31 protein-coding genes are annotated in these 24,673 nt (G+C 61.8%); 21 read left to right on the forward strand and 10 right to left on the reverse strand.

Translation table 11 applies throughout. The annotated features are described in order from the left end of the window. Positions 1–133: 133 nt before the first annotated feature. The gene (locus MESOP_RS14935; protein WP_013894147.1) at positions 134–1,054 is read left to right on the forward strand and encodes an isocitrate lyase/PEP mutase family protein; all 921 of its coding nucleotides are present in this window, start codon (positions 134–136) and stop codon (positions 1,052–1,054) included. 33 nt (positions 1,055–1,087) lie between these two features. Here the strand turns inward: MESOP_RS14935 and MESOP_RS14940 are convergent, their stop codons facing one another. After that, entirely contained in the window at positions 1,088–1,690 is a 603-nt protein-coding gene (locus MESOP_RS14940) for a hypothetical protein (protein WP_013894148.1), read from the reverse strand. Positions 1,691–1,978: 288 nt separating this feature from the next. On the opposite strand from MESOP_RS14940, the gene MESOP_RS14945 reads away from it, so the two are divergent. From MESOP_RS14945 to MESOP_RS14960, 4 genes are all read left to right on the forward strand, one after another. Then, on the forward strand, positions 1,979–2,590 hold the full coding sequence (locus MESOP_RS14945; protein WP_049802459.1) for an alpha-ketoglutarate-dependent dioxygenase AlkB: 612 nt from the start codon (positions 1,979–1,981) through the stop codon (positions 2,588–2,590). Between the two features lie 131 nt (positions 2,591–2,721). Further along, complete coding sequence (locus MESOP_RS14950; RefSeq protein ID WP_013894150.1) at positions 2,722–3,168, forward strand: DUF2231 domain-containing protein; 447 nt, start codon at positions 2,722–2,724, stop codon at positions 3,166–3,168. After that, the gene (locus MESOP_RS14955) at positions 3,165–4,514 is read left to right on the forward strand and encodes a PQQ-dependent sugar dehydrogenase (RefSeq protein ID WP_013894151.1); all 1,350 of its coding nucleotides are present in this window, start codon (positions 3,165–3,167) and stop codon (positions 4,512–4,514) included. Before MESOP_RS14950 ends, MESOP_RS14955 begins: the two co-directional genes overlap by 4 nt. A 59-nt stretch (positions 4,515–4,573) precedes the next feature. Continuing rightward, positions 4,574–5,191, forward strand: a complete 618-nt coding sequence (locus tag MESOP_RS14960) for a flavodoxin family protein (protein WP_013894152.1) — start codon at positions 4,574–4,576, stop codon at positions 5,189–5,191. Positions 5,192–5,366: 175 nt separating this feature from the next. Here MESOP_RS14960 and MESOP_RS14965 read toward each other — a convergent pair whose 3' ends face one another. Continuing rightward, positions 5,367–6,257 (reverse strand): DUF1236 domain-containing protein, encoded by an 891-nt coding sequence (locus tag MESOP_RS14965; RefSeq protein ID WP_013894153.1) that lies wholly within the window; start codon positions 6,255–6,257, stop codon positions 5,367–5,369. A gap of 172 nt (positions 6,258–6,429) precedes the next feature. On the opposite strand from MESOP_RS14965, the gene MESOP_RS14970 reads away from it, so the two are divergent. Beyond that, positions 6,430–6,648 carry a hypothetical protein gene (locus MESOP_RS14970; protein WP_013894154.1) on the forward strand — a complete coding sequence of 73 codons (219 nt, stop codon included), beginning with the start codon at positions 6,430–6,432 and terminating at the stop codon, positions 6,646–6,648. 106 nt (positions 6,649–6,754) lie between these two features. Here the strand turns inward: MESOP_RS14970 and MESOP_RS14975 are convergent, their stop codons facing one another. After that, positions 6,755–7,474, reverse strand: coding sequence for a Crp/Fnr family transcriptional regulator (locus MESOP_RS14975; protein WP_013894155.1), 720 nt, complete (start codon positions 7,472–7,474; stop codon positions 6,755–6,757). A 190-nt stretch (positions 7,475–7,664) separates the two neighbouring features. Here MESOP_RS14975 and MESOP_RS14980 point away from each other — a divergent pair, with 190 nt between their 5' ends. From MESOP_RS14980 to MESOP_RS15000, 5 genes are all read left to right on the forward strand, one after another. After that, positions 7,665–7,901 (forward strand): DUF6894 family protein, encoded by a 237-nt coding sequence (locus MESOP_RS14980; RefSeq protein ID WP_013894156.1) that lies wholly within the window; start codon positions 7,665–7,667, stop codon positions 7,899–7,901. A gap of 212 nt (positions 7,902–8,113) precedes the next feature. After that, the gene (locus tag MESOP_RS14985; protein WP_013894157.1) at positions 8,114–8,308 is read left to right on the forward strand and encodes a DUF2934 domain-containing protein; all 195 of its coding nucleotides are present in this window, start codon (positions 8,114–8,116) and stop codon (positions 8,306–8,308) included. Between the two features lie 79 nt (positions 8,309–8,387). Beyond that, on the forward strand, positions 8,388–8,573 hold the full coding sequence (locus MESOP_RS14990; protein ID WP_013894158.1) for a hypothetical protein: 186 nt from the start codon (positions 8,388–8,390) through the stop codon (positions 8,571–8,573). Beyond that, positions 8,570–9,466 (forward strand): alpha/beta fold hydrolase, encoded by an 897-nt coding sequence (locus tag MESOP_RS14995; RefSeq protein ID WP_013894159.1) that lies wholly within the window; start codon positions 8,570–8,572, stop codon positions 9,464–9,466. The genes MESOP_RS14990 and MESOP_RS14995 overlap by 4 nt, the downstream gene beginning before the upstream one ends. 141 nt (positions 9,467–9,607) lie before the next feature. Then, positions 9,608–10,036, forward strand: a complete 429-nt coding sequence (locus tag MESOP_RS15000) for a DUF427 domain-containing protein (protein ID WP_013894160.1) — start codon at positions 9,608–9,610, stop codon at positions 10,034–10,036. A 47-nt stretch (positions 10,037–10,083) separates the two neighbouring features. Here MESOP_RS15000 and MESOP_RS15005 read toward each other — a convergent pair whose 3' ends face one another. Further along, positions 10,084–10,503 (reverse strand): HD domain-containing protein, encoded by a 420-nt coding sequence (locus MESOP_RS15005; protein WP_013894161.1) that lies wholly within the window; start codon positions 10,501–10,503, stop codon positions 10,084–10,086. A 309-nt stretch (positions 10,504–10,812) separates the two neighbouring features. Between MESOP_RS15005 and MESOP_RS15010 the strand changes: the two genes are divergently transcribed. Further along, positions 10,813–11,421, forward strand: a complete 609-nt coding sequence (locus MESOP_RS15010; protein WP_013894162.1) for a cysteine hydrolase family protein — start codon at positions 10,813–10,815, stop codon at positions 11,419–11,421. Positions 11,422–11,436: 15 nt separating this feature from the next. Here MESOP_RS15010 and MESOP_RS15015 read toward each other — a convergent pair whose 3' ends face one another. Both MESOP_RS15015 and MESOP_RS15020 read right to left on the reverse strand, forming a co-directional pair. Next, positions 11,437–11,880, reverse strand: coding sequence for a PPC domain-containing DNA-binding protein (locus MESOP_RS15015; protein ID WP_013894163.1), 444 nt, complete (start codon positions 11,878–11,880; stop codon positions 11,437–11,439). 32 nt (positions 11,881–11,912) lie between these two features. Then, on the reverse strand, positions 11,913–12,230 hold the full coding sequence (locus MESOP_RS15020; protein ID WP_013894164.1) for a hypothetical protein: 318 nt from the start codon (positions 12,228–12,230) through the stop codon (positions 11,913–11,915). A 197-nt stretch (positions 12,231–12,427) separates the two neighbouring features. Here MESOP_RS15020 and MESOP_RS15025 point away from each other — a divergent pair, with 197 nt between their 5' ends. The 4 genes from MESOP_RS15025 to MESOP_RS15040 all read left to right on the forward strand — a co-directional run bounded on the left by MESOP_RS15025 (position 12,428) and on the right by MESOP_RS15040 (position 17,183). Beyond that, positions 12,428–13,045, forward strand: coding sequence for a (2Fe-2S)-binding protein (locus MESOP_RS15025; protein ID WP_013894165.1), 618 nt, complete (start codon positions 12,428–12,430; stop codon positions 13,043–13,045). A 1-nt stretch (position 13,046) separates the two neighbouring features. Beyond that, a complete protein-coding gene (locus tag MESOP_RS15030; RefSeq protein WP_013894166.1) occupies positions 13,047–14,069 on the forward strand; it encodes an FAD binding domain-containing protein in 1,023 nt (340 codons plus the stop codon). 3 nt (positions 14,070–14,072) lie between these two features. Beyond that, positions 14,073–16,352 carry a xanthine dehydrogenase family protein molybdopterin-binding subunit gene (locus MESOP_RS15035; RefSeq protein ID WP_013894167.1) on the forward strand — a complete coding sequence of 760 codons (2,280 nt, stop codon included), beginning with the start codon at positions 14,073–14,075 and terminating at the stop codon, positions 16,350–16,352. A gap of 324 nt (positions 16,353–16,676) precedes the next feature. Further along, positions 16,677–17,183, forward strand: a complete 507-nt coding sequence (locus tag MESOP_RS15040; protein ID WP_013531567.1) for a YciE/YciF ferroxidase family protein — start codon at positions 16,677–16,679, stop codon at positions 17,181–17,183. 56 nt (positions 17,184–17,239) lie between these two features. Here the strand turns inward: MESOP_RS15040 and MESOP_RS33670 are convergent, their stop codons facing one another. The 4 genes from MESOP_RS33670 to rocF all read right to left on the reverse strand — a co-directional run bounded on the left by MESOP_RS33670 (position 17,240) and on the right by rocF (position 20,512). Further along, a complete protein-coding gene (locus MESOP_RS33670; RefSeq protein WP_013894168.1) occupies positions 17,240–17,386 on the reverse strand; it encodes a hypothetical protein in 147 nt (48 codons plus the stop codon). 40 nt (positions 17,387–17,426) lie between these two features. Then, on the reverse strand, positions 17,427–18,398 hold the full coding sequence (locus MESOP_RS15045) for an SDR family oxidoreductase (protein ID WP_013894169.1): 972 nt from the start codon (positions 18,396–18,398) through the stop codon (positions 17,427–17,429). A gap of 123 nt (positions 18,399–18,521) precedes the next feature. Then, a complete protein-coding gene (locus MESOP_RS15050) occupies positions 18,522–19,577 on the reverse strand; it encodes an ornithine cyclodeaminase (RefSeq protein ID WP_013894170.1) in 1,056 nt (351 codons plus the stop codon). Positions 19,578–19,579: 2 nt separating this feature from the next. Next, the gene (gene rocF, locus MESOP_RS15055) at positions 19,580–20,512 is read right to left on the reverse strand and encodes an arginase (protein WP_013894171.1); all 933 of its coding nucleotides are present in this window, start codon (positions 20,510–20,512) and stop codon (positions 19,580–19,582) included. Between the two features lie 130 nt (positions 20,513–20,642). Between rocF and MESOP_RS15060 the strand changes: the two genes are divergently transcribed. The 5 genes from MESOP_RS15060 to MESOP_RS15080 all read left to right on the forward strand — a co-directional run bounded on the left by MESOP_RS15060 (position 20,643) and on the right by MESOP_RS15080 (position 24,624). Then, positions 20,643–21,080 (forward strand): Lrp/AsnC family transcriptional regulator, encoded by a 438-nt coding sequence (locus MESOP_RS15060; RefSeq protein ID WP_013894172.1) that lies wholly within the window; start codon positions 20,643–20,645, stop codon positions 21,078–21,080. A gap of 179 nt (positions 21,081–21,259) precedes the next feature. After that, a complete protein-coding gene (locus MESOP_RS15065; protein WP_013894173.1) occupies positions 21,260–21,535 on the forward strand; it encodes a hypothetical protein in 276 nt (91 codons plus the stop codon). A gap of 217 nt (positions 21,536–21,752) precedes the next feature. After that, positions 21,753–22,901 (forward strand): GNAT family N-acetyltransferase, encoded by a 1,149-nt coding sequence (locus MESOP_RS15070; RefSeq protein WP_150111198.1) that lies wholly within the window; start codon positions 21,753–21,755, stop codon positions 22,899–22,901. 15 nt (positions 22,902–22,916) lie between these two features. Beyond that, positions 22,917–23,744 carry a MurR/RpiR family transcriptional regulator gene (locus tag MESOP_RS15075; RefSeq protein WP_013894175.1) on the forward strand — a complete coding sequence of 276 codons (828 nt, stop codon included), beginning with the start codon at positions 22,917–22,919 and terminating at the stop codon, positions 23,742–23,744. Beyond that, positions 23,728–24,624, forward strand: coding sequence for an N-acetylmannosamine kinase (locus MESOP_RS15080; protein ID WP_013894176.1), 897 nt, complete (start codon positions 23,728–23,730; stop codon positions 24,622–24,624). The genes MESOP_RS15075 and MESOP_RS15080 overlap by 17 nt, the downstream gene beginning before the upstream one ends. Positions 24,625–24,673 lie beyond the last annotated feature (49 nt).

Here is a 24,673-nt window from a genome sequence, read left to right on the forward strand (position 1 = left end):
GCTCCGTTCCCGTCAATTGTCGGATCCGGCAGCGTCAGCCTCAAGGCTGTCGCGACATCGGGCCGAATGCCTTTCCCGGGAAGTGCTCTGGAACCTCGATTGGTCGATCGCGTTTTCGATCGGAGGTTCGAAGATGGTCCGACGCCTGTCCTGGAAATCGACTATCGACCACAATGCGCCGCTGGTGCTGCCATCGGCGGGCGATGCACTGACGGCTCGGCTGATCGAGCGCGCCGGGTTCTCGGCCTATCAGATCGGCGGCTTCGCTATGGTTGCCGGCATGCATGCGGTGCCCGATATAGACCTTGAGCAGTTCGGCGAAAAGTGTGCCAAGGCGCGCGAGATCATCGAGGCTTCGGACCTGCCGGTGCTGGTCGATGGCGACGATGGTTATGGCGACGTCAAGAACGTGACGCGTACAGTGAGAAGTTATGAGGCGGTCGGCGCCTCGGCTCTGTTCATCGAGGACCAGAAGCCGCCCAAACGCTGCGGGCACATGGCCGGCAAGAAAGTGGTTCCACCTGAATTCATGGAGGAAAAGGTCCGGGCGGCGGTCGCCGCACGCAGCAATCCCGATTTCTTCCTGCTCGCCCGGACCGACGCGCGCGAGCCGAACGGCATCGATGATGCGATCGAACGCGGCAACCGCTATCTGGAGGCGGGTGCGGACGGAGTTTATGTCGAGGGGCCGACCAGCCTGAAGGAACTGAAGACCGTGGGTGCCGCCTTCCGAGATGTGCCATTGGCCACGAGCATCCTTGAGCGAGGCGGCAAGACGCCGTGGGTCTCGCCTTCGGAGATGCATGAGATGGGGTATGACATGATCCTTTATCCCACAACGGTGCTGTTCCGGGCGATCAAGTCCATGCAGCAGGCGTTGGACGATCTGCGCGAGGGCAAGCCACTGGACCCTGAAACAAGCGTCGACCTCAAGGGCTTTGAGGACATCGTGCGCATGTCTGAGTGGGCCGGGATAGAGAACCGCTTTATGAGGTCTCCGCATGACGAAGCTGGAGTCATTGGAACGATCAAACAGAAGCTGACAGGCGGATGAGGAATCCCGCTCGCCGGGAATGGCGTCGGCCCGTCAGCGACGAGCGGTCTGTCCCGGTTCTCCCTTCCGCGCCTTCTCAGGGACGAGTTTTCCGGCATTGGCGCGAAGTCCCCGGACAAATTCCTCGATGTAAGGCAGGAATTCGAACAGCAGAATGACGACAAGCATCGTCACGATGTAGGTGACGGGCAGAGGTTCCGATTTCCAGACAAGATTGAATCGTGCCGGCTCTGATCCCAAACCGAAGAGTGCGAGGAATTGGCCCCAGTGCAGGGAGATCACGATGATGATGCCCATCAGCGGGATCATCTCCAGAAAGCTGTGAACGTGCTGCTCGACCGGCGTCACGGTTCGTGCTGTCGTGGCGTAGCGCACATCCCACATGGCGGTGGCTTCGTGGACGAGGAACGCCACAAGCATGCCCGCGATGATCGAGGCGTTGATATCGAGGAACATGGCTGCCAGTAGCGGAATGCCGACCTCAACGAACATCAGGAGATGAATAAGGGATTCCTTGGCGCCAGTCGTCGTCTCGATATGCGAGGCGCGATGACATAGCCAATCAGCGAACCCGGCCAGGAGCCAGAGCGGCAGGATGAAGTACATCAAAATAACGACAGTCGGATCGGACAGCATTTCAGTCCCCGGTGGCTGGGCGGAGCGCTCGCGCCACTGTTCAATTGGTTGGATCAGGGGAAACCCCGATCATGCCAAGCGGGAAAAAACGACGGTGTTTTGCCCGCTTCGACGAGACTTCAACGATGCGGTGCCGTGCAGGTTCCGGACTCGTCGCGAAGAGATCACGATCAGCGATCGCCTCCTGGCACTCAAACGAGTCTCACGGTCCTCCGCGGGGGCGATCCGTGGGATTGGTCGTTTCGTTCCGATATTGCCAGGCGGGCTGGCCCTCACCATCTAGCCATGATGTCGATGTTCAAATCGAAAACACCCGGCTCATCCTCGCTTCAGCATGATCTCTTTGGTGCTGTCGACGATCTGCCGGAAGGTTTTCGCTACCAGCCCGGATTGATCACCCCTCGGGAAGAAACCGAACTCGCCAGGCAACTAGGCGCTTTGCCTTTCCAGGCGTTCGATTTCCATGGCCATTTGGCCAACCGGCGGGTCGTCGGTTTTGGCTTGCGTTACGACTATGATCGGCGCGAAGTCGTGCAGGCGCCGGCAATACCTGACTTTCTGTTGCCTCTGCGCGAAAAGGTTGCAGCCCTTGCGCGACGGCCGGCCGAAGCCTTCGCACAGGTGCTGATCAATGAGTATCGGCCTGGCGCCGGCATCGGCTGGCACCGTGACAAGCCTCATTTCGAAGACGTGGCGGGTGTCTCGCTGCTGGCGCCCTGCAGCTTCCGGCTCCGGCGAAAGAACGGCACCAAATGGGATCGCCGGACCATCGTCGTCGAGCCAAGGTCGGCCTATCTGATGACCGGGCCATCACGCACGGAATGGGAGCACAGCATTCCGCCGGTTGACCTGCATCGATACTCGATCACCTTGCGGACTTTGCGGTCTCAAAATTCTTGAATCGCATGCGCTCTTGCTGAGCTTTGAGATAGCCTTGCGATGCCATCACGAGTTGTTGAGCGCAAACTGATCCGGGAACCTCCCAACCACAAGTTGGTTTGGAAGACAGGTCCAACTTTCAAAGGTGGAGAATGTCCGTGGCCCGTGCCCAATCCAAGTTGGTGGTCTCCCGGCGTCCGCTTCACAAAACACCGATGGCCGTGGCCAATGCGTGTTTCATAGGCACGTTGCTGACCGACGTAACCTATTGGCAAAGCGCGGAAATGATGTGGGCCGATTTTTCCGCCTGGCTACTCTTCGCCGGCCTGGTCGTGGGCGTGCTCGCGGTTCTGCTGGCGCTTGTCGATTTGTTCACCGGTCGGCTTTCCGGTGCGGCAAGGTCTGCGTGGCCCTCGCTTCTCGGTAATCTCGTCGTGCTCGTCATATCGTTCTTCAACGCGCTGGTGCATAGCCGCGATGCCTGGACCTCGGTTGTGCCGACAGGGCTCACCCTGTCAGTCGCTGCGGTGATCGTCCTGCTCCTCCTCTGTCTGCTGGAATGGAGTTTCGGCCGCAATCGAGTGGAGGTGGTCGAATGAGCGCCCTGTTGTTTTCCAGCCGATATATCCAGCGCGCGGCAGGTCTCGGTCTGCTGTGCGGTTCGCTCCTAATACTGCCGGCGTGCAGCAATGATGAGCCGGACCCAGGCGATCAGGTCGGAGCGAACCCGACACTACCAGAACTGACTCAGTATCTTGTTCCGCCGATGCATGTCGCTTCGGTCGTCGGCTGGAAACAGGATGAGACGCCGACAGTCGCCAAGGGCCTACAAATCAAGGCCTTCGCGAAAGGACTGAAGCACCCGCGCTCGCTCTACACTTTGCCGAATGGCGACATTCTGGTGGTCGAGTCCGTGGCGCCGCCCGGTGCTGCAATCAAACGTCCGAAAGACCTGGTCATGGGCTGGATCGAGTCCATGGCGACCTCGGGCGGAGAGACTGAAGGAAGCAACCGGATCACCCTGCTGCGCGACACGAACGGCGATGGCATGCCCGATGTTCAGGACATATTCCTCGATCATCTCAATTCGCCCTTCGGCGTGGCCCTGGTCGGCAACGATCTCTACGTCGCCAACACCGATGCCATCGTGCGCTACCCCTACACCACCGGCGATACCAAGATCACCGCGCCCGGCACCATACTAACACCGTTGCCCGGGGGGCCGATCGACCACCACTGGACCAAGTCGCTCGTCGCCAGTCCTGACGGGTCGCTGCTTTATGTCGGCATCGGCTCCAACAGCAACATCACCGAGAACGGCATCCAGGCCGAGAAGGACCGGGCCGCGATCTGGGAGGTCGACCGGGCCACCGGGCGCTATCGCATTTTCGCGAGCGGGCTGCGCAATCCCAACGGGCTGAGCTGGGAGCCGCGGAGCGGGGCGCTGTGGGCGGTCATCAACGAGCGTGACGAGCTCGGGCCCAATCTGGTTCCCGATTACATGACATCGGTCAAGGATGGCGCCTTCTATGGCTGGCCGTACAGCTATTATGGCCAGCATGTCGATCCGCGCGTGATGCCGCAGCGGCCGGACCTGGTGGCGAAAGCCATCCCTCCGGACTATGCCCTGAGTTCCCACGTCGCACCTTTGGGTCTGGTGTTCTACACCGGAACCAACCTGCCGGACCCTTATCGCAACGGCGCCTTTGTCGGCGAGCATGGCAGCTGGAACCGCAAGCACTTCAATGGCTACAAAGTCGTCTTCGTAGCGTTCAAGGACGGTCATCCGGAAGGCAAGCCGCAAGATGTCGTCACCGGTTTTCTCGACAACGACAACAAGGCGCATGGGCGGCCGGTCGGAGTTGCCGTCGACAAGGCGGGTGCGTTGTTGATAGCGGACGATGTCGGAAACACGGTCTGGCGCGTGACGTCCGCATCCCCATAGATATTTCCGCAACAATGCCGAGTGATTGGGTAGCTCTCGCAGCAGTCAAGGACGTTCAAATGCAACTGACAGCCTTCGCCCTCAATTGCTCCCTCAAGGCCTCCGACGACAAGGAGAAATCCTCCACCGACCGCCTGCTCGCCGACCTTCTGGCGGCGCTGGTGCCGCATGGGGTCAAGGGCGAGATCGTGCGATCGCTCGATCACGACATCAAGCCGGGTGTGCTTTCAGACATGGGCAAGGGTGACGACTGGCCAAAACTTAGACAGAAGATTCTGGCAGCCGATATTTTCGTGCTTGGGTTGCCGATCTGGCTCGGTCAGCCCTCGAGCGTTGCCAAGCGCGTGCTGGAACGCATGGACGCGTTCTTGGACGAAACCGATGGCCAAGGGCGCATGCCGGCAGCCGGAAAGGTAGCTCTGGTGGCCATCGTCGGCAATGAGGATGGGGCGCATCACTGCCATGCCGCATGCTTTCAAGCCTTGAACGATGTCGGCTTCACCATTCCCGCCAATAGTGGAATCTACTGGGTCGGCGAGGCAATGGGCGGTGTCAATTATGTCGATCTGCCTGAAACGCCGGAAAAGGTCGCCGCCGCGATCGAAATGGCTGCCTCCAACGCTGCCCATCTCGCTAGCTTGTTGAAAGGCGAAGCCTATCCTGGCGTCTTGCGGTGAAGGTCGGTTTTGCGGTGAAGGTCGGTCTGGGTGTTGGCACTCTGTATCCCAAACGCCTGAATGCTCCAGCCGAACGCCACGCCGGTTCGCCTTTCATCGGTAATTGCCCGTGATCGCCGGATGGCAATAACGCAGCCCGTCGTGCCGCGGGCAAGACGGGCTGCGGGGTATCCTGCTAGGTCAGAATGAGCACGATCTTGTACGTATCCGGGTCGACGATGACGATCCGGCCGTCGGCGAGTACGAAATACTCATATGACTCATAAGCCGGGACAATCTTGACGATGCGAGCCGGCAGACGATGCAGCCTGACCTTGTGACGCGGCACCTCGACGCCCACCGAAACGTCGAAGTCGACATTGGCTACGGGCTCGACCTTCGTTTCCTTGATCACCTGGGTGATCTGGGTTTTCTGTTCGACCGTCACATTGTTGATCGAAGCGGTTGAAGTCTTATCCTGCGTAGAGGTCTTGCCCTGGGCCTGCTGGTCCGTGGTGGTGCCGGCGCTGCCCTGGGCCTGCTCATCGGTCTGGACCTTTGCCTTGCCCTGGGCCTGCTGGTCCGTGGTGGCGCCGGCCTTGCCCTGAGCCTGCTCATCGGTCTTGATCTTGGGCTTGCCCTGGGCCTGCTGGTCCGTGGTGGCGCCGGCCTTGCCCTGAGCCTGCTCATCGGTCTTCATCTTGGTCTTGCCCTGGGCCTGCTGGTCCGTGGTGGCGCCGGCCTTGCCCTGAGCCTGCTCATCGGTCTTGATCTTGGGCTTGCCCTGGGCCTGCTGGTCCGTGGTGGCGCCGGCCTTGCCCTGGGCCTGCTCATCGGTCTTGATCTTGGGCTTGCCCTGGGCCTGCTGGTCCGTGGTAGCGCCGGCCTTGCCCTGGGCTTGCTCATCGGTCTTCATCTTGGCCTTGCCCTGGACCTGCTCATCGGTCTTCGTTCCGGTCTTGCAGTTAGCCGCCCCGGCGGCGCAGTTTGTATCTGCTCCCTGCTGGCTTTCCGACTGCTGTTGAGCCATCGCCGTTCCACAGCCAAGCCCGATCGCCAGCATGCTGGTGATGAGAACATGTTTCATAGGAAAATCTCCCTGAAAAAATCGTCCCTTCACCGGATAAAACTTCACAAAAAAGGGTTGGTTCCGGGATAAAGCCGAGGGACTGCCAAAAGTCATCGGCACCATCAAATTTAAATGACCGGACCTTGGTGCGATGGGACGCTGACGTTTTCGCCAGATCAGGAGGAAGGAGATGGCTCATCTCCAACGCGAAAACGACGAAGAGTTCGAACGCAGCGGCGCCGACGTCGAGCCGCGAATTGAGGTCGTCGAGGCGTGCGGCGAATGGTTCGTCCGTGTGGTCGGAGACGACCAACAGGACAGCCGTCAGTTCGAGCTCGAATCCATTGCCCTTGCCTATGCAGAGGGCCAGCGCAGGCGTTTGAAACTTGCAAACATCGTGCGCCTTTAGCAAGCCGGTTCCACACATGCGTGAGCTTGGAAGGACATTACGATACGTCCCGCACGTTGCCCGTCAGTGGGTACCATGCGCAGCACTGCGACTTGAAGCAAGGCGCTCACCTGGGTTCGTTGTTCATGCTCAGATACGTAGGATCGAACTCGGCAAGCTCTGCAATCTGATCCCAATCCAGAATGGTGACTGTGTGGTTCACCCAGCTGATGACCTTGGTCTTTTTCAGGGATCCGATCACCCGGTTCATATGCACAACCGAAAGCCCCAGCACATCGGCCATCTCCGCTTGCGAAAGGGGCAGGTTGAAGCTCATGCCGCTGGTACGCTTGACCACCTGCAGGCGAACGAACAGTTCGCATATGAGATGGGCGAGATGCGAAGTCTTTGAGCGCCTGCCCATTGCCACGATCCATTCGCGGTGAATAGCGCCATCGACCAGTGTGTCGAGCCACAGCAACCGAGCCAGATGCGGAGCCTGTTCGGTGATTGCCTTCAATTTGCTGTGGTCCGCGAACATGACACGGCAAGGCGAAAGTGCGACGATGCCGTGGTCCATCTTCCGGAGCAGGAAGGCGTGGAGGTCGACGAAGTCGCCAGGCACTTGCAAGGAAGTGAACTGCCGGCCACCATCCTCGAGCACTTTGTAGCGTGCCGCCAGGCCGTCGAGCAGCATGGTGCTGTAGGCTGGCCGCGATCCTGTCGAGACGAGATCCTGGCCCTTTTCAAAATCTCTTCCAAAAGCGACCGTCTCGGCGAGCAGAGCCTTCTCTTCGTTCGATAGATCGTCATGCTGACTAAGTTGCAGATAAAGGGGTTCCAGCATGGCGGCCTCGGGGCGATCGAAGTGGGAAGCCGATCGCCTGTGTGTCGGGAAGCCGAACCCTAGGCCTTCGGAAGATGACGGACGCTATCATTTGACAGGCTGCGCCAGTTTTCGCGCAAACGCCAGTGCACACGGGGAACCATTCGCGTGTCGACGTATTTAGAACGCTGAGGCTTTCAGCGTGACATGAATGAAACGCTACTATTTCGATCTCTATAATGGCGATGGCCTAGTCTCGGACGAGAACGGGCAGCTGTTTGAATCCCCAGAGCAGGCAAGAGCGGAAGCAATTCGCATCTTGCATGACATTGCTCGCGATGAAATGCCGGATCGCGATCTCGTCAAGATAACCCTTAAAATGCGCGACACGGGTGGGACGCAGGTGCTCGAGGCGTCTCTTACCCTCAACGCCGCCTGGACCGCCTGACAGTGTCATCAATGCATGGGTTCGCGGGCAGCATCGAATCCTTGGCGGGGTGTTGCCGAAAAAGTTGGTACGAAAATAACCAACCGGGTCTTCACCATAATCCATATGCACATTGCCCGAGATCACAGCAACCGACAGCAAGCCTCCTGACGACGACAGAGGAACAAAAAATACCCTGCGGGATTGGAACTTGTGAATCGGAGGATCGGACCATGGACAGCAGGGAAGAGCGTATCAAACGGCGGGCCTACGAAATCTGGGAACGAGAAGGCCGGCCAGCCGGACGTGAGCAGGAACACTGGGACCAGGCCGTGCAGGAGATAGAAGCAGAAGGCCCGGAGACCGAACGCGGTCCGGTCGTGTCCGATCCGACAGTCGGCGACGGTTCAAAAAGCTCGAAGGCGTGAAATCGCGCCATCCCGTGCTCAGCCTGGCAACCAAAGTCGGGCAGCCTTGTTTTGTCCAGTATCAACCGAGGAGGTTGCCATGAGGAGTCCCCTGTCATTTCTAGTGTTGGCCGCCACCCTTGCGCTGGGCGCATGTGACAACAACAGCGAACCGACGAAAGCCAACACCGACACCGTCAACAAGAACCCGCAGGTCGACCAGGATGCCAGACCCAAGTCCACGACTGGCGGCGACCAGCCAGCGACCGTGCCGCAGAACAAATGAACTCCATCTCGTATTGCGATACGCCTCTGCTGCGCATCGCCCATTTCAGCGGTGGACCGCAGTATGGCGTCCCGGTCGTTCTGCTGCATGGCTGGCCCGACGACGCGACCACTTATGCGCGCATTTCGCCGGCCCTTCATGACGCTGGCTTTCGGACATTTTCGCCCTGGCTGCGAGGCTGTGGACCGACATCGTTTCTGTCGAAGGAGACCATGCGCTCGGGCGAGATCACGGCGATGGCGCAGGATGTGCTGGACTTCGCCGATGCGCTCGGCCTCAGCCGTTTTGCAATTGTCGGCCACGATTGGGGCGCCCGTATCGCCTACCTGCTGGCGTCGGTTTTCCCGGACCGCATCAAATGCTGCGCCGCGTTGTCGCTTGGCTGGCAACCGGGCAGGCTGGTGACACCATCGCCTGAACAAGCGAAAGCATTCTGGTATCAATGGTTCATGGCGACGGAGCGCGGCGCCGAGTTCGTGCGAAAGAACCGCAAGGAATTCGCCAGATTCCAGTGGGATAGCTGGAGCCCATTGGGCTGGTTCGACGATGCCATCTTCGATGAAGTGGCTAAATCCTTCGAAAACCCGGATTGGGCGGAAGTCACTCTGCATTCCTATCGGGTCCGGTGGGAAGAAGCCGAGCCCGATCCTCGCTATGCCGAACTTGCCCGCCAGGCGACATCGGTCAAGATCATCACCGTGCCAACCCTGACGCTTCACGGCGGCGATGACCGTGTGGTGTTGCCTCGATCTTCCGAGGGGCTGGAGGGGCATTTCACCGCGTCCTACAAGCGGTTGGTGCTGGATGCGGTCGGGCATTTCCCGACGCGTGAAGCTCCGCAAGAGGTTTCGCGGCTGTTGGTCAATTTCCTCGACAGCCACGGCAAGCGATAACGCGCCGCCGCCGCTCAGCCTTTCTTGGCGGAGCGGAACCTCACTCCACCGGCGTGCATTTCGTTTTCACGGGATCGCGAAACCGGGACGCCATCCCGCCATCAATCCGCCCGTCATCAACCGGTAGTCAGGAGAATTCAGATGCAAGCTTCAGGCGCAATTTCAAGACACCATGCCGGTTCAAGGCACCATGCTGGCCAATTGGCCATAGAGCCGTTTGCCGGCACGGTGACGGTGCGATTTTCCGACGCCATAGTCGCGGCGACGGAACGTGCGAAAGTGCTGCGGGAAGAAGGACACGAGCCCGTGTTCTATATCCCTTTCGAGGACATCTATTTCGACCTGTTCGAAAAGACGAATACGACAAGCGAGAGCCCGCCGAAGGGCACTGCGAGTTATTGGCGCGTCCATGCGGTGGGCAGCTCGGCCGACGATTTCATGTGGGCATACGAAACGCCGGATACCGCCGCGCGCGCCATTGCGCGTCATGGCGCGTTCGACCCGCAAAAGGCGCGGATCGATGTCGAACCCGCGGAGGACAAACGGCACACGCCCCATGTCACGGAATAGATGTCCGCGGATACTTGAAGTTTGGCGAGGTGGACACCGGAGCACTGCTAACGCCTCGAGAACTCCTCATCGAGGATGCGCAGGGCCTCTTCATATTTGGCAGCCGATGCCCCAACCTGCCGCGACTGCCAGATATTGTCCTCCAGATCCGCGCGCTTGACCGGCAGCGCCAACGGGTTCGAGGCAGCTCTCCGCACGAAGGCGAAATAATCCTCGTCGTCCCTGCGCGACAGGGCATCGACAGCAGAAGCAATGGTCGGGCCAAAGCCAGCCTCTTCCAGCCTGGTCCGGTTCCAGCCCTCGCCCTTTTCCAACACGTCATGGAGATAGGCGACGACCTTCTGATCCATCGTTTCGACAGCATCGACGACACGACGGCAGTGTTCGATATAGGGCTGCCCCGTCTTGTCGCGCTGCGATGCGTGAACCTCCTCCGCAATCTTGGCCGCACGGTAGAAGATGCTCATCGCGCTTGTCCCCGCTTGGCGAAATGTTCGCGGTTGTGTGGTTCCATCTGCAAGTCGTTGCTGAGGGGATTGTTCCTTGCCGCCAGGATTTTCTTCGGAGCGTCGTCCCTACGCGGGGCTACATCGTTCTTCTGCGTGCGGCAAAATCTATCCCGCAACAAACCCAGCCGAGCCGCTCTCTGCGAAAACGTCGGCCGCCGGCGCCGATTCCTGTGCCGTCTCAGGAACCAGTCGCGGCACGTGGCGTTGCGTGTCTTTGCTGGCAATGGGAGGTGTCGTGGAAACATACCGCCTGTCGGAGGCGCGCTGATGTCGATGCCGGGCCTGGCATACGGTCCCCTTGGCGATAGATGCATGCATATCTGCGTGGATATGCAGCGGCTGTTTGCGGAGCCGTCTCAATGGGCAACACCCTGGATCACGCGGGTTCTCCCGCAGATCGAGAGGCTGGTCGAAAGACGCGCGCCACAGACGGTCTTTACGCGGTTCCTGCCAGCCCGGAAGCCGGGGCAGGGCGTCGGTACCTGGAGGCGCTATTACGAGCGCTGGGCTTCGATGACGATCGAGTCTATCGGGCCCGAAATGACTGAGTTGTTGCCGACACTGGCCGGTTATTGCCCGCCGGCGGCAATCATCGACAAGCACATCTACTCGCCCTGGTTCGAAGGGCGCCTCAGGGCCCTTCTGGTGGAGCGCGACATCGACACGCTGGTTATCACGGGTGGCGAAACAGATGTATGCGTTCTGGCCACGGTATTGGGGGCCATCGATTTCGGCTATCGCGTCGTTCTCGTCACGGACGCGCTATGCAGTTCTTCCGACGCAACCCATGACGCGTTGCTGACCGTCTATCACCAACGCTTCGCGCAGCAGGTCGAGACGATCGAGATGGAGACGCTTCTCTCCAGCTGGATTTGAAGCCGGGTTTGAGGCTCAAGCATCCAGATCGATCAAGGCAACGCCCAGTCCGGGGCGCTTGCTGCGGCGCAGATGGCCGGGTGCCTCCACCAACGTGACTTCAAGCGTCGGCCGAACGATGGCGTCAAGCAAATGTCCACCACGGGTGGTGCCGTCGCTCAATCCGAGCACCGCATGAACGTGTAGGCTGGGCTTGCCATCGTCGCCAAGCGCAACATCGCCGATCGCGCTCAACACTTCGCATTGTTCCTCGACCGGGATTCTGCGGTAGGTTTTTGCATCCGGATCAAACCAGCCCACCGTGGCTCTTTCGAAAGCGCCGATCGCGGTCAGGGAAGCGCCGTCGACCTTCCGGTCAGCCGCGAAATCCGTAAGCGCCGCGAATGCTTCCTCGCCGGGATCGAGCACGATGACAAATGTCCGTTGGCCACTGATTTCGTTGACGAGCCGTGATTTCATGGTTGTTCTCCGGACATCAGTCTGCTCCCCCTTCAATGAGCGTGGTGTTCGGCGTTCCGCTTGCGGGTTGCCGCAGCCTTCTTCGCCGATTCCGATCGGCTTGCGGCGGACCGCGACGCCGACGCCTTGCCGCCGGTCCTGCCGCCCTTATGCGCTGCCGGGTTGCCCGTATGCTTGCCGCGGCCGGAGCCGCCTTCCTTCTTGCCGCCGCCATCGTCCTTGTTGACGGTCGCCCACGCACGCCGCTCGGCTTCCTTTTCGGAAACCCCGCGCTTCTCATAGCCTTCGGCTATGTGGTCGGCCTTGCGCTCCTGCTTGTCGGTGTATTTCGATTTCTCGCCGCGTGGCATGACGGTTTCTCCTGTCTGATGGGATTTAAGCCTGAACGAAAAGCCGGTGGGTGAGTTCCAGCGCCGGGGACATTTAAGCCGGCATTATGAGGCCTGATGCGGCACGACAGAAAATCAGTCACAGCCATGTGAGGAGGGAACTTTGTGCTGGACGGGTGGTTTGGCTCGCTTGAGACCCAGCCAGCCAGGAGCCAGCCATGTCCGATGCCAAGATTTCCAATGGCCTGAGCAGACGCATGTTCATGACAGCCTCTGTTTCGGCGGCAGCGGCGGTGCCGCTCGCGACCTCCCAGACAAGAGCAGCCCAGCCAGCGTCGGCAAAACCGGCGAAGCCCCGCGACCTGTCGGCGGTTTCCATGCGTATCAACAAACAGGCCTACAACCTCGCCCTCGACAATCGTACGAGCCTGCTAGACGCTCTTCGCGATCATGTCGGCCTGACCGGCACCAAGAAAGGCTGCGACCACGGCCAGTGCGGCGCCTGCACCGTTCTGGTCGACGGAAAGCGGGTTCTGTCGTGCCTGAGCTTCGCCGTGATGAACCACGGCCGCGAGATCACCACGGTGGAAGGCCTGGCTTCGACGGACGGAGAACTCCATCCCGTGCAGCAGGCCTTTGTCGACCACGATGCCTTTCAGTGCGGATACTGCACACCGGGCCAGATCATGTCCGCCGTTGGCTGCATCGACGAGGGTCATGCCGGGTCGGAAGATGATGTTCGCGAATACATGAGCGGCAATCTCTGCCGTTGCGCTGCCTACCCGAACATCGTTGCGGCGATCGTCCAGGCGCGCGACCAGATCAGGAGGGCCTAGGATGCACCCCTTCGTTTATGAAAGACCAAGCAGCGTCTCCGCAGCGGTCACCATGGCGTCTCGTCGCGATGCACGACATATTCCGCCGACCGAAGCCGACGCGCAGTTTATTGCCGGCGGCACCAACCTGGCCGACTACATGAAGCTTGGCGTTGCGCGGCCAGAGCGATTGCTTGACCTCAACACGCTTGCCGAGCCGGCCTTGCGGCAGGTCAGGATCGGCAATGACGCCATCCGTTTTGGGGCGTTGGTCCGGATGGGGGAAGCTGCCGACAACAAAGACGTCAGGCGTCGTTGCCCGCTGCTTGCCGACAGCCTGAAGCTGGCCGCCAGCGGCCAGCTTCGCAACATGGCGAGCCTTGCCGGCAATGTGCTGCAACGCACGCGCTGTGAGTATTTCCGCGAGACATCATGGCCCTGCAACAAGCGTGAACCCGGCTCCGGCTGTGCCGCGATGGAGGGGTTCAACCGCCAGCATGCCATTCTCGGTACCAGCGATGCCTGCATTGCCACCTACCATGGCGATTTCGCACAGGCGCTGATAGCGCTCGATGCTTCTGTCGATATCGAAGGCGAGCGAGGCAAGCGTACCCTTGCCTTTGCCAAGCTGCATCGGCCGCCGGGCGACACGCCCAACATCGAGACGGATCTTGCCGCCGACGAACTCATCACTGCCATCGAAGTACCGCTCGCACCGTGGAGCAGCCGGTCGCGCTATCTGAAGATACGCGATCGCGAATCCTACGCGTTCGCGCTGGCATCGGCAGCGGTCGCCCTCGATATGGATGGCGACACGGTAAGAGGCGCGCGCGTCGCACTCGGCGGTGTCGCGACCGTGCCGTGGCGCGCAAGCGCGGCGGAAAACGCGCTGCAAGGCAAGGTGCTCGATGAAGCCGCGGCGCAGAAGGCTGCCGATGTCGCTTTCGCCGACGCCAGGCCGCGAGAACACAACGCTTTCAAGATACCGCTCGGCAAGCGCACGCTGGTGCGAGCGCTGCTCGAAACCCGAGACATGAAGGTCTGAGCCATGAACCAAGCCGCACCCGCTCCCAAGGAAAATCAGGGCGATCCGGTTGTCCGTATCGACGCCCGTCTGAAGGTCACCGGACAGGCAAGCTATCCGGCCGACATCGCCACGGCCAACGTCGCTTATGGCGCCCTTGCCACCAGCACCGTCGCCCGGGGCAAGGTTTCCGCGCTCCACACGAAAGACGCCAGTGCGGTGCCCGGTGTGCTGGACATCGTCACCTACGGCGACATGGACAAGACCGAGACGCCGAAGTTCGGCAACACCGGCGCGAGTTCGATCGGGCCTTTGCACGACAAGACGATTTTCCACGACGGCCAGATCATCGCTCTGGTCGTTGCCGAGACATTCGAGGCGGCCGAGGAAGCAGCGATGTTGATCCGCGCCGACTATGAGGACGAACCGCCCAGCGCCAGCTTCGATTCGAAGGGCACGAAGATGGAGCCTGCGGCAGGCAAAAACCCGATGTTCAAGGAAGATGCCAAGGCCGGCGACTTCGACGCCGCCTGGGCAGATGCGGCTGTGAAGATCGACCAGAAATACTCGACACCGACCCAGCACCACAACCCGATCGAACTGTTTTCGACCACGGCCATGTGGCAGGGCGACCAACTGACCATACACGAACCCTCCCAGAACGTGACCGGCTGGAAGGTGGAGCTGGCGCGCCAACTGAAGCTCGATCCGGCCAATGTGCGGATCATCAGTCCCTATATCGGTGGGGCCTTCGGCTCGAAGGGACCGATGACGGCGCGCACGGCGATCGTTGCCATTGCCGCGCAGCGGATCGGCCGTCCCGTCCGCTGCGTCGTCAGCCGCATGCAGGCTTTCGGCACACAAACCTATCGCGCCGAGACGCGGCATCGAATCCGCATCGGCGCAGGCAAGGACGGCCGCATCACCTCGTTCGGACATGAGGGCTGGGAGGTGACGTCACGCCCTGACCCTTATGTCGTCGGCGGCACATCCGCCACCGCCCGCATGTACGACTACGGCTCCGTCCTGACGCAGGTTTCATTGGTCCACGCCGACCGCAATACGCCTGGATACATGCGGTCGCCGCCGGAGACGCCTTACGTTTATGCGCTCGAGAATGCCATGGACGAAATGGCCGTTGCGCTCGGCATGGATCCCGTCGAGTTCCGCCGCATCAACGAGCCGCAGAAGGAACCGATCGGCGGCAAGCCGTTTTCCAGCCGTTCGCTCATCAAGTGCTACGATCAGGCCGCGGAGGCCTTCGGCTGGGCGAAACGCGAGCCCAAGGCCGGCTCGATGCGCGACGGCGACTGGCTGGTCGGCATGGGTTGCGCGACGGCGATCTATCCGACAGCCGCCGCACCCTGCGCGGCCAGGGTTCGTCTCACCGCCGATGGCGAGGTTCGGGTCCAGTGCGGCTCGCATGAAATCGGCACCGGCGTTCGCACCATCGCCGGACAGATGGCGGCCGAAAGGCTGGGGGTCGGCATGGACAAGATCAGCGTCGAGATGGGCGACAGTGCCCTGCCGCCGGCTCCGGTGTCGGGTGGATCGATCTCGACGGCCAGTGTCTGCTCGGCGGTCATGAAGGCCTGCGATGCCGTTCGCGAGAAGCTGTTCACCGCGGCAGCAGGCAAGGATGGTCCCCTGGCCGGCTCGGGTAACGCGAAGCTGGATATGGCCGACGGAAAGATCGTCGCCGAAACCGGCAAATCGGCAAAGCTCGCCGATGTCTTCAAGGCCATGCAGGTCGGCGCCATCGAGGAATATGCCGAGTTTGCACCCAAGGGCGCCTCACCGGAAGCATTGAACAAGCTCTATGCCGGACAGCCGGAATTCCATGGAGGAGAAGGCGATGAGGATTCGGTGAAATATGCCTTTGGCGCCGAATTCGTCGAAGTGCGCATCAACCGCCATACCCATGAAATCAGAGTGCCGCGCATCGTCGGTGCCTTCGCCGCCGGGCGCATCATGAACACGCGTACCGCACGCAGCCAGCTGATGGGCGGCATGATCTGGGGAATTGGCCAGGCCCTGCACGAGGCAACGGAGATCGACCAACGCACGGCGCGCTACGTCAACCGCGACCTGCAGGACTATCTGGTGCCGGTCAACGCCGACATCAAGCAGGTCGACGTGATCCTGGTCCCGGAAGTCGACCATGAAGTCAATCCTGCCGGCGTCAAGGGGTTGGGCGAACTCGGCAATGTTGGGACGGCTGCCGCCGTGGCAAGTGCGGTCTACCATGCCACCGGCAAGCGTATCCGCGATCTGCCGATCAGGGTCGAACATCTGATCGTCTGACGCATACCGTTTCGCGCCGGTCTTCCGCTGCAGTGACGAGCGTATCACTGCGACGCATGGCATCCAACACTGCGCGCGGCTCTCCCCGTCGACAGTCTTTCCCTTTGGGGCTTTTGCGCTCTTTCAGGACGCGTGGTCGACGCCAGGCGCCCCGTCGATGGCATCCCAGGCCGGCGGAAAGGGGTTGCGGTTTGCCCCCGAAAATCAGGAACTCCTCCCGTACCGGTACGTTGACCAGACAAGCCGGGACCCGATCCCGGCCTTCATCGGTGGCGGGTGACCCGCCACTGAAATTTCAACTCGAGTACAATGAAAGGCAAGGCCATGGGCTTCTTTTCGAAGGACATCAAGACACTCGACGATCTCTTCGTGCACACGCTGCGCGACATCTATTACGCCGAAAAGCAGATTGAGAAAGCGCTGCCGAAGATGATCGACAAGGCAACCGATCCGCAGTTGAAAGCCGGATTCGAAAAACACCTCGACCAGACAAGAGGCCATGTCGAGCGTGTCGAACAAGTGTTCGAATTGCATGGCGTCAAGGCCAAGGAGGTCAACTGCCCGGCTATCGACGGCATTCTCGAGGAAGCCGACGATGTCAGTGGTGACGTCGACGACAAGGAAGTCCTCGATGCGGCGCTGATTGCTTCGGCACAGGCCGTCGAGCACTACGAGATGACACGCTATGGCACGCTCATCGCCTGGGCAAAGCAACTCGGCCGCACTGACTGCGCCAACGTGCTGGCCAAGAACCTCAAGGAAGAACAGGCGACCGACCGCAAGCTCACCGAAATGGCGGAAAGCAAGATCAACTTGCAGGCGGCGGAATAAGACTGCTCCTGTCGACTGGCCGGCAGATGCGCCGGCCAGCCGACAGTTGAGCAATCTCAGCGGGACGGGTCGACACCCAGGGCCGCCGATTGCTTGCGCAATGCCTCGCGTTCATCCTGCGGCACATGTCGGGCTGCCGTGGTTTCCGCGTAGATGCGGTACGCCACATAAGCTAGCGCCACTGTGAAAAGCAGACGGGCCATTCATCCTGCTCCTGGCTCATACGTTTCGCTTCAACCGGCCTCAGTAACCTCCGACCACCGGCAAAATCTCGCCGGTGATGTAGCTGGAGCATTGCGGCGAAGCGAGAAAGACATAGGCCGGCGCGAGTTCTTCCGGTTGCGCGGGTCGTTTCATTGGCGTGTCCGCGCCGAATTTGGAGACATCTTCCGCCTCTTTGTCCGAGGGATTAAGCGGCGTCCACACCGGACCCGGTGCTACCGCGTTCACCCTTATGCCCTTGCCGATGAGATTGCCCGAGAGAGCCCGTGTGAAGGCATGGATGCCGCCCTTGGTCATCGAATAGTCGACCAGCTGCTTTGAGCCGTCGATGCCGGTTACCGATCCGGTGTTGATGATCGCCGAACCGGGCTTCATGTGCGGCACGGCTTCCTGTGCCATATGAAAATAGCCATAGAGATTTGTCTTTAGTGTCGTGTCGAAATGTTCCTCGGTCAGCTCGCCGAAATCGCTGGAGTGGATTTGGAAAGCTGCATTGTTGACCAGCACGTCGATGCGGCCAAATTCCTTCACGATCTGGGCCACCGCGTTGCGGCAGTGATCGCGATCGCTGACGTCGGCCTTGACCAGAACGCAGCGTCCGCCTTCCTTCTCCACTGCGGATTTGGTCTCTTCTGCATCCTTGTCCTCGGCCAGATAGACGATCGCGACGTCGGCGCCCTCGCGGGCGAACAACACCGCCACCGAACGGCCGATGCCGGAATCGCCGCCCGTGATGAGCGCTACTTTGCCGTCGAGTTTTTTCGATCCGAGATAGTACGGCGCATCGTACAGCGGCGCCGGCTCTATCGCCCATTCATGTCCCGGTTTCGGCTGGTGCTGTTCGGGGAAGGGCGGCTCGGGATATTCGCGGGCGCCAGCCTGCAGGGCCCCTTGCTGCTTGCCATTGCCTTTCGACTTGTCCTTGGCATCGATGCCACGTTGGATATGGCGCTGCTTTGCCGCTTCGCCGGCTATTTCCGACTTCATCTGCATCATCGTCTCCTTGGCTAGCTTGGAGAAGAAGCAACGCATGGCGGACGAAAAGGTTTATGGCTGACGTATCATTCCTTCAAACACCTCGGCGTTTGCAACCCGACGATCTTGGGGTGTCTGCCCTCAGGCCGCCGGCTGCATCGCCGCCCTCAGCAGCATGCCGAACAGGTCGCGCGGTTCGTCGGGGTCGGCGAGCAGGTCAAGCTCCTCGTAGAGGCCGGTCGCCTGCAGCTGGTCGCGCACATAGCGCAGCGCCGAAAAATCCTCGATGGCGAAGCCGACCGAATCGAACAGCGTGATCTGCTTGGCATCGCGGCGGCCTTGGGTCCTGGCGGCGATCACCTGCCAGAGCTCGGTCACCGGATGGTCAGGATCAAGCTGCTGGATTTCGCCCTCGATGCGCGTCTGCGGTGGGAATTCGACGAAAATCTCGGAGCGCAGCAGGATGTCCCTGTGCAGTTCCGTCTTGCCGGGGCAGTCGCCGCCGACCGCGTTGATGTGGACGCCGGAGCCGACCATGTTGTCGGTGAGAATGGTGGCGCACTGCTTGTCGGCGGTAACCGTCGTGATGATGCCGGCACCTTCAACCGCTTCCTGCCCGGTCTCGCAGATGGTGATATCAAACCCCATGCCGGCAAGGTTCTTCGCGCATTTCAGCGAAGCCGGCCGGTCGATGTCGTAGAGCCTCAGCCGGTCGATGCCAGTCAGCGCCTTGAAGGCGATCGCCTGGAATTCCGACTGGGCGCCGTTGCCGATGATGGCCATGGTGCGGGTGCCGTGCGGCGCCAGATACTTGGCCGCGACGGCGGATGTGGCGGCGGTGCGCAGTGCGGTCAGGATGGTCATCTCGGTGAGCAGCATCGGATAGCCGCTGCCGACATCGGCGAGCACGCCGAAGGCGGTGACCGTCTGCAGACCCTGGCGCATGTTCTTCGGATGGCCGTTGACATATTTGAAGCCATAGAGGCGTCCGTCGCTCGTCGGCATCAGCTCGATGACGCCGTCATGGCTGTGCGAGGCGATGCGCGGCGTCTTGTCGAACAGGTCCCAGCGGCGGAAGTCCTCCTCGATGTAGCCGGCGAGCTCGGTCAGAAAGCGCTCGACACCGATGGCATTCACCAGTTTCATCATGCGGTCGACGCTGACGAAGGGGACGATGTTCAGCTTTGCGGTGGTCATGATCAGAAACTCCCGGAATGGCTGAGGGTGGGGCGATCCATGATGCGGCGGCCCATCAGGCTTGCCGTCAGGTCGACCATCAGCGTCGCGGTGCGGCCGCGTTCGTCCAGGAAGGGGTTCAGTTCGACCAGATCCAGGCTGGAGACGAGGCCGCTGTCGGACAGCATTTCCATCACCAGATGCGCCTCGCGCAAGGTCGCGCCGCCGGGAACGGTGGTGCCGACCGCAGGCGCGATCGAGGGATCGAGGAAGTCGACATCGAGGCTGACATGCAGCAGCCCGTCTTGCGCCGCCACACGCGCCAGGAAAGCGCGCAGCAGCGGCGCGATGCCGTGTTCGTCGATGGCGCGCATGTCGTGCACGGTCACGCCTGCCCGGTTGAGCGCTTCGCGTTCGGCCGGGTCGACGCTGCGCAGGCCCATGGCGCAGATCCGCTTGGGATCGACCGCTGCCGGCAGGTCCGGAAAATAGCCGCCGAAACCAGGCTGGCCGCTGGCGTAGGCAAGCGGAACACCATGCAGATTGCCGCTGGCCGTGGTGTCCAGCGTATGGAAATCGGGATGCGCGTCGAGCCACAGCACGAACAGTGGCCGGCCGGCTTCGGCGGCGCGACGGGCGAGACCGGAAACGGTTCCTGCCGAGATCGAATGGTCGCCGCCGAGAAAGATAGGCATGGCGTCGGCGCTGACGTCATAGGCGGCCTCGGCGATACCGGCCGTCCAGGCCGAAATCTCCGGCAGCGCCTTCAGCGCCAGATTGCCATGCGCGAGCGGCCGCACGGTTGCCGGCAGGATCGTGCCAAGGTCCGCAACCTGATGGCCAAGCTCCCTGAGCGCGCCGGCAAGCCCGGCGGTCCGCAAGGCGCTCGGCCCCATTTCACAGCCCATGCGGCCGGCACCGTCCTGCACAGGCGCACCCAAGATCTTGCAATCCACTCGACCATTCTCCTCAAAGAAGCTGAGAGCAGTTGAAACCCACGCGGCCGGCAGAATGAATAGGCCTGATTGGCAAAATCACCGAAAAGACTTATCGTTCTGATCAATCAGACTGCCATATTGGACAAAAATGGATTCACTCGACCAAAAGCTGATCACGTTGCTGCGCCATAGCGCGCGGCGGAGCATCTCAGACCTGGCAAGCGATCTCGGCGTTTCCCGCGCCACGGCAAGGGCGCGGATGGAGCGGCTCGAACAGTCGGGACAGATCATCGGCTACACCGTGATCCTGCGGGCCGAAGCGATCAGCTCGGCGGTCAGGGGCATCATGATGATCGAGATCGAAGGCCATGCCGCCGATCGCGTCATCCGTGCACTTGGCGGCTTTGCGGAGGTCGCGACCATTCATACCACCAACGGTCGCTGGGACCTTGTGGTCGAACTCAATACGGCCACCCTTACCGATTTCGATGCGATCCTGCGACGCATCCGGCTCGTTCCCGGCATTACCGGCAGCGAGACGAGCCTGCTGCTTGCCACGCCCCGCAGCACCAAAGCCCGGCTTTAGCGACACTATCGGGGACCCGTCGCCTAACAGGCCGGGGCAGTTTCGATCTTCTGATGCGCCGTGCGGTTCGGTCCCTGGCCGGCAAATCGCGGCGAGGCAAACCGCCAGCACGGAACTTTTGTGGCGGTGGCGATTTTGGATGTAAGATGGAATCGGAACGGCCAGGAGGGGTGTTGCCGATGACGACGAAACGGTTTGCGATCTGCGCTCTTGCCCTGGCAATGGCTTGCGGCATGTCCCCATCAGCATTGGCCGGCGCCAGGCATCGCCATTATCAGGTTGAACGGGAACGCTACGTTCCCGCCGAAGACGATCTCATCGACTTCCTGTTCGGCGGCCCGCGCTATTATGACCAGCAGTTGTTCACCACCGCCGCCGGCGCATGTTCCTATCACCGGGTGGGGCCGGACGCGAATGCGACGAACAAGATCAACGATCACCATTGCGGGAAATGAACGGCCCTCGCCGGGAATCCGGCGAGGACGTCGCGAACGCCGCCCCGGTTACCGGTGCCGACACGCGGCCGGCATGACGTCGTCTGAACGATAAAACACTCATCCCAGGACCCATGGCCGGCCGCTCAATTCCGCGGCCGTTTCGTGGGCATGGCTGTCGGCCATTGCGCATTGGCGATTTCAAGGTATGATGAAAATCGCCAACTATGAGACAAATATGAAAAAAAACTCCAAACCTGTGGCCGTCGAAGCAGCAACGGCCAAGGATGCGCCTGAAATCGCGCGCTTGTTGAGCTGGGCCTTCGGCTTCGGCAAGGCGCGGTCCGATGAATACATCGCCAATGTCGGCCTTGGCGCGCTCAGGCTGCTGCGGGGCGAGGGTGGGCGTCCGCATGCCTGCGCGGCGCTGCTCGATACGGCGCATGTCTTCCACGGCAAACCGGTGCCGGCGGCCAACATCGCGCATGTGGCGATCGCGCCGGAGTGTCGCGGCCGGGGGCTGGCGGTGCCTTTCGTCGACGCGTTATGCGCGGAGGCGCAAGGCAAAGGCGCCGTTGTCGCCACGCTGTTTGCCTCGACGCGGCCGGTCTACCGCAAGAGCGGCTTCGAGCTCGCCGGCCATGAGATCGTCTATGAAGCCGAGACGGCCAGCCTGCCGGCGGTGAGTCGGCTCGCCTTCGAGCGCGTCGAGTTGGACGATCCGCGCCTTGCCGCCGCCTATGCCGTCAAGGCGGGCCGCGAGGCCGGGCTGCTCAGCCGTGGGCCAGCGCATTGGAACGAACTGTGGCGAGAGCCGACCGACGCGCTCGCCGCCTATCTGGCGGAAGGCGATGCGGCCTATGTGATCCTAGATATGGGCGACGAGGCCCGTCTCGATGTCCGTGACTGGCACGCCGCTTCCCCTGACGCCGCGCAAGGGCTGCTGTCGTTCCTGGCCAGGTTCCGCTCGGTCTATCCGATCGTGCGCTGGCATGGCGGCCCGCAGGACGATCTGGTGGCGGCGATGCCTGACAAGGGCTGGCGGCTCGCCCATCAGGAGGAATGGCTGTTGCGGGTGCTCGATCCGGCCGCGGCGCTCCGCCAGCGCGGTTACCATGCCGACGACATCAGGCTGGCACTTAGCATCGGGCCGGCGGACACGGCGCTGGAGATCGAGATCAGGGGTGGTGCCGTCGAGGTTCGCGAGACGACCGCCGGTTATCAGACCGTTGCCCTGCAGGCCTCGGCATTCGTGCAGATATTCACGGGCTTTCGCAGCGCCTCGAAACTGGCGCAGTATGGCCAGGTGGTGGGCGATGCGACTGCCATACGTCTGTGTGATCAGCTGTTTGCCGGCCCGCCGCCCTGGGTGGCGGAACATTTCTAGCAACAAGGACCTTTCATGACATACGCGCTTATCGCCTCGCTGAGGGCGGCGGCTGGAGACATGACGCCGGCGCTGGCGCGCGTCGCCGAAACAGTGCTGGCGCAGCCGGACGCCACTTTGCGCCAGAGCATCACCGAGCTTGCCGAGGCGTCCGCCTCGTCGGAGGCCAGCGTCATGCGCTTCTGCCGCGACCAGGGTTTTGCCGGCTTCCAGGACTTCAAGCTGGCGCTGGCCAAGGAACTGGCCACCGACGAGCGGGCGCGGGACATCGGCTTGCCGACCGATGACATCCAGCGGCTGGTGGAAACCGCCATCATCTCGCTGCGCGAAACCGAGCAGCTGATTGTCAGGGAAGACATTGCCAAGGCTGCGCGGCAGCTGCTGGCGGCGACGGCGATCGACTGCTTCGGCATCGCCGCTTCCGCCATCACGGCGCAATACCTCGCCTACAAGATGACCCGTATCGGCAAGCTCAGCCGCGCGCTCGGCGACGCTCATCTGGCGGTCATGGCGGCGGGAACCACGCAGAAGGGCACCGTGCAGGTGGTGATATCGAGTTCGGGTTCGACCATAGACGCGGTGCGGATCGCCGAGCTTGCCCGATCGCAAGGTGCCTTCGTCATCGGCATATCCAACCGCTCCAAAAGCCCGCTGGTCGCCGCCTGCGATCTCGCCCTGATCGCGTCCTGGCCGGAAACGCCGCTGACCGGCGGCGCCTTCCCGTCGAAGATCAGCCAGCTTTTGATCGTCGATGCGCTGGCGGCCGAGATGATGCGGCAGGATCCGGCGCGGCTCGCGCTGCTCGGGCGCACGGCGGAGGTCGTGAGTGACCGCAGCTTCTGATCGCGCGGTCTTCGCCGTCGACATCGGCGGGACCAAGATCGCCGCCGCCGAAGTGCGCGGCGGGCGGTTGCTGGACAGGCGCCAGACGGCAACGCCGAGGACGGGCAGGGGCGACGATCTGGTCGCGGCGATCGCCGGTCTTGCGCCCAGGCACGCTTTCGACGCCATCGCCGTCGCCACCACCGGAATCGTTCGTGACGGTGCTCTGACCGCGCTCAACCCGCAGACACTGCCGATCGAGAACGGCTACCCGCTGGCCCGAGCGCTCGAAAAGGCGCTCGGCGTGCCGCCGCTCGTCGTCAACGATGCCCAGGCTGCGGCCTGGGCCGAGTTCTCGCTCGGCGCCGGTCGTGGCTTCCGCAACTTCGCGTTCTTCACCGTCTCCACCGGCATCGGTTGCGGCCTGGTGATCGACGGCCGCCTGCAGACCGGCGCGACGGGACTTGCCGGCCATTCCGGGCACATGATGGCCGATCCCGGCGGCGCGATTTGCGGGTGCGGCCGGCGCGGCTGCCTGGAGACGATCGCGTCTGGCACAGCACTCGCCCGTCGCGGCAGTGAGCGGCTCGGCCGCCCGGTTGGCGCGCCTGACCTGTTCGCGGCCGCCAGGCAAGGCAATGCGATCGCCGCCGAGGTGATCGCCTCCGCTGTCGACGCGCTGGTCGACGGCTTCGCCGATCTGACGGCGGCCGTCGATGTCGACTGCTTCGCGGTCGGCGGCGGCGTCGGGCTGGCGGATGGGTTCATTGCCGCCCTGGAGGCGCGCTCCCGGCTGTTGCCTGCCGTCTTCCAACGCCCCATCGTCGCAGCGCAGGCGGGCGCCGATGCCGGTCTGTTAGGGGCCGCACTGCTTTCTGAAGGAAATTTTCATCTAAAATAATTTCTTGACAAAAAGTTTCATCCACGGTTGATTGCAGGGGTAACGCTCG

The sequence above is a fragment of the Mesorhizobium opportunistum WSM2075 genome (genome assembly GCF_000176035.2).
Classification (GTDB): domain Bacteria; phylum Pseudomonadota; class Alphaproteobacteria; order Rhizobiales; family Rhizobiaceae; genus Mesorhizobium; species Mesorhizobium opportunistum.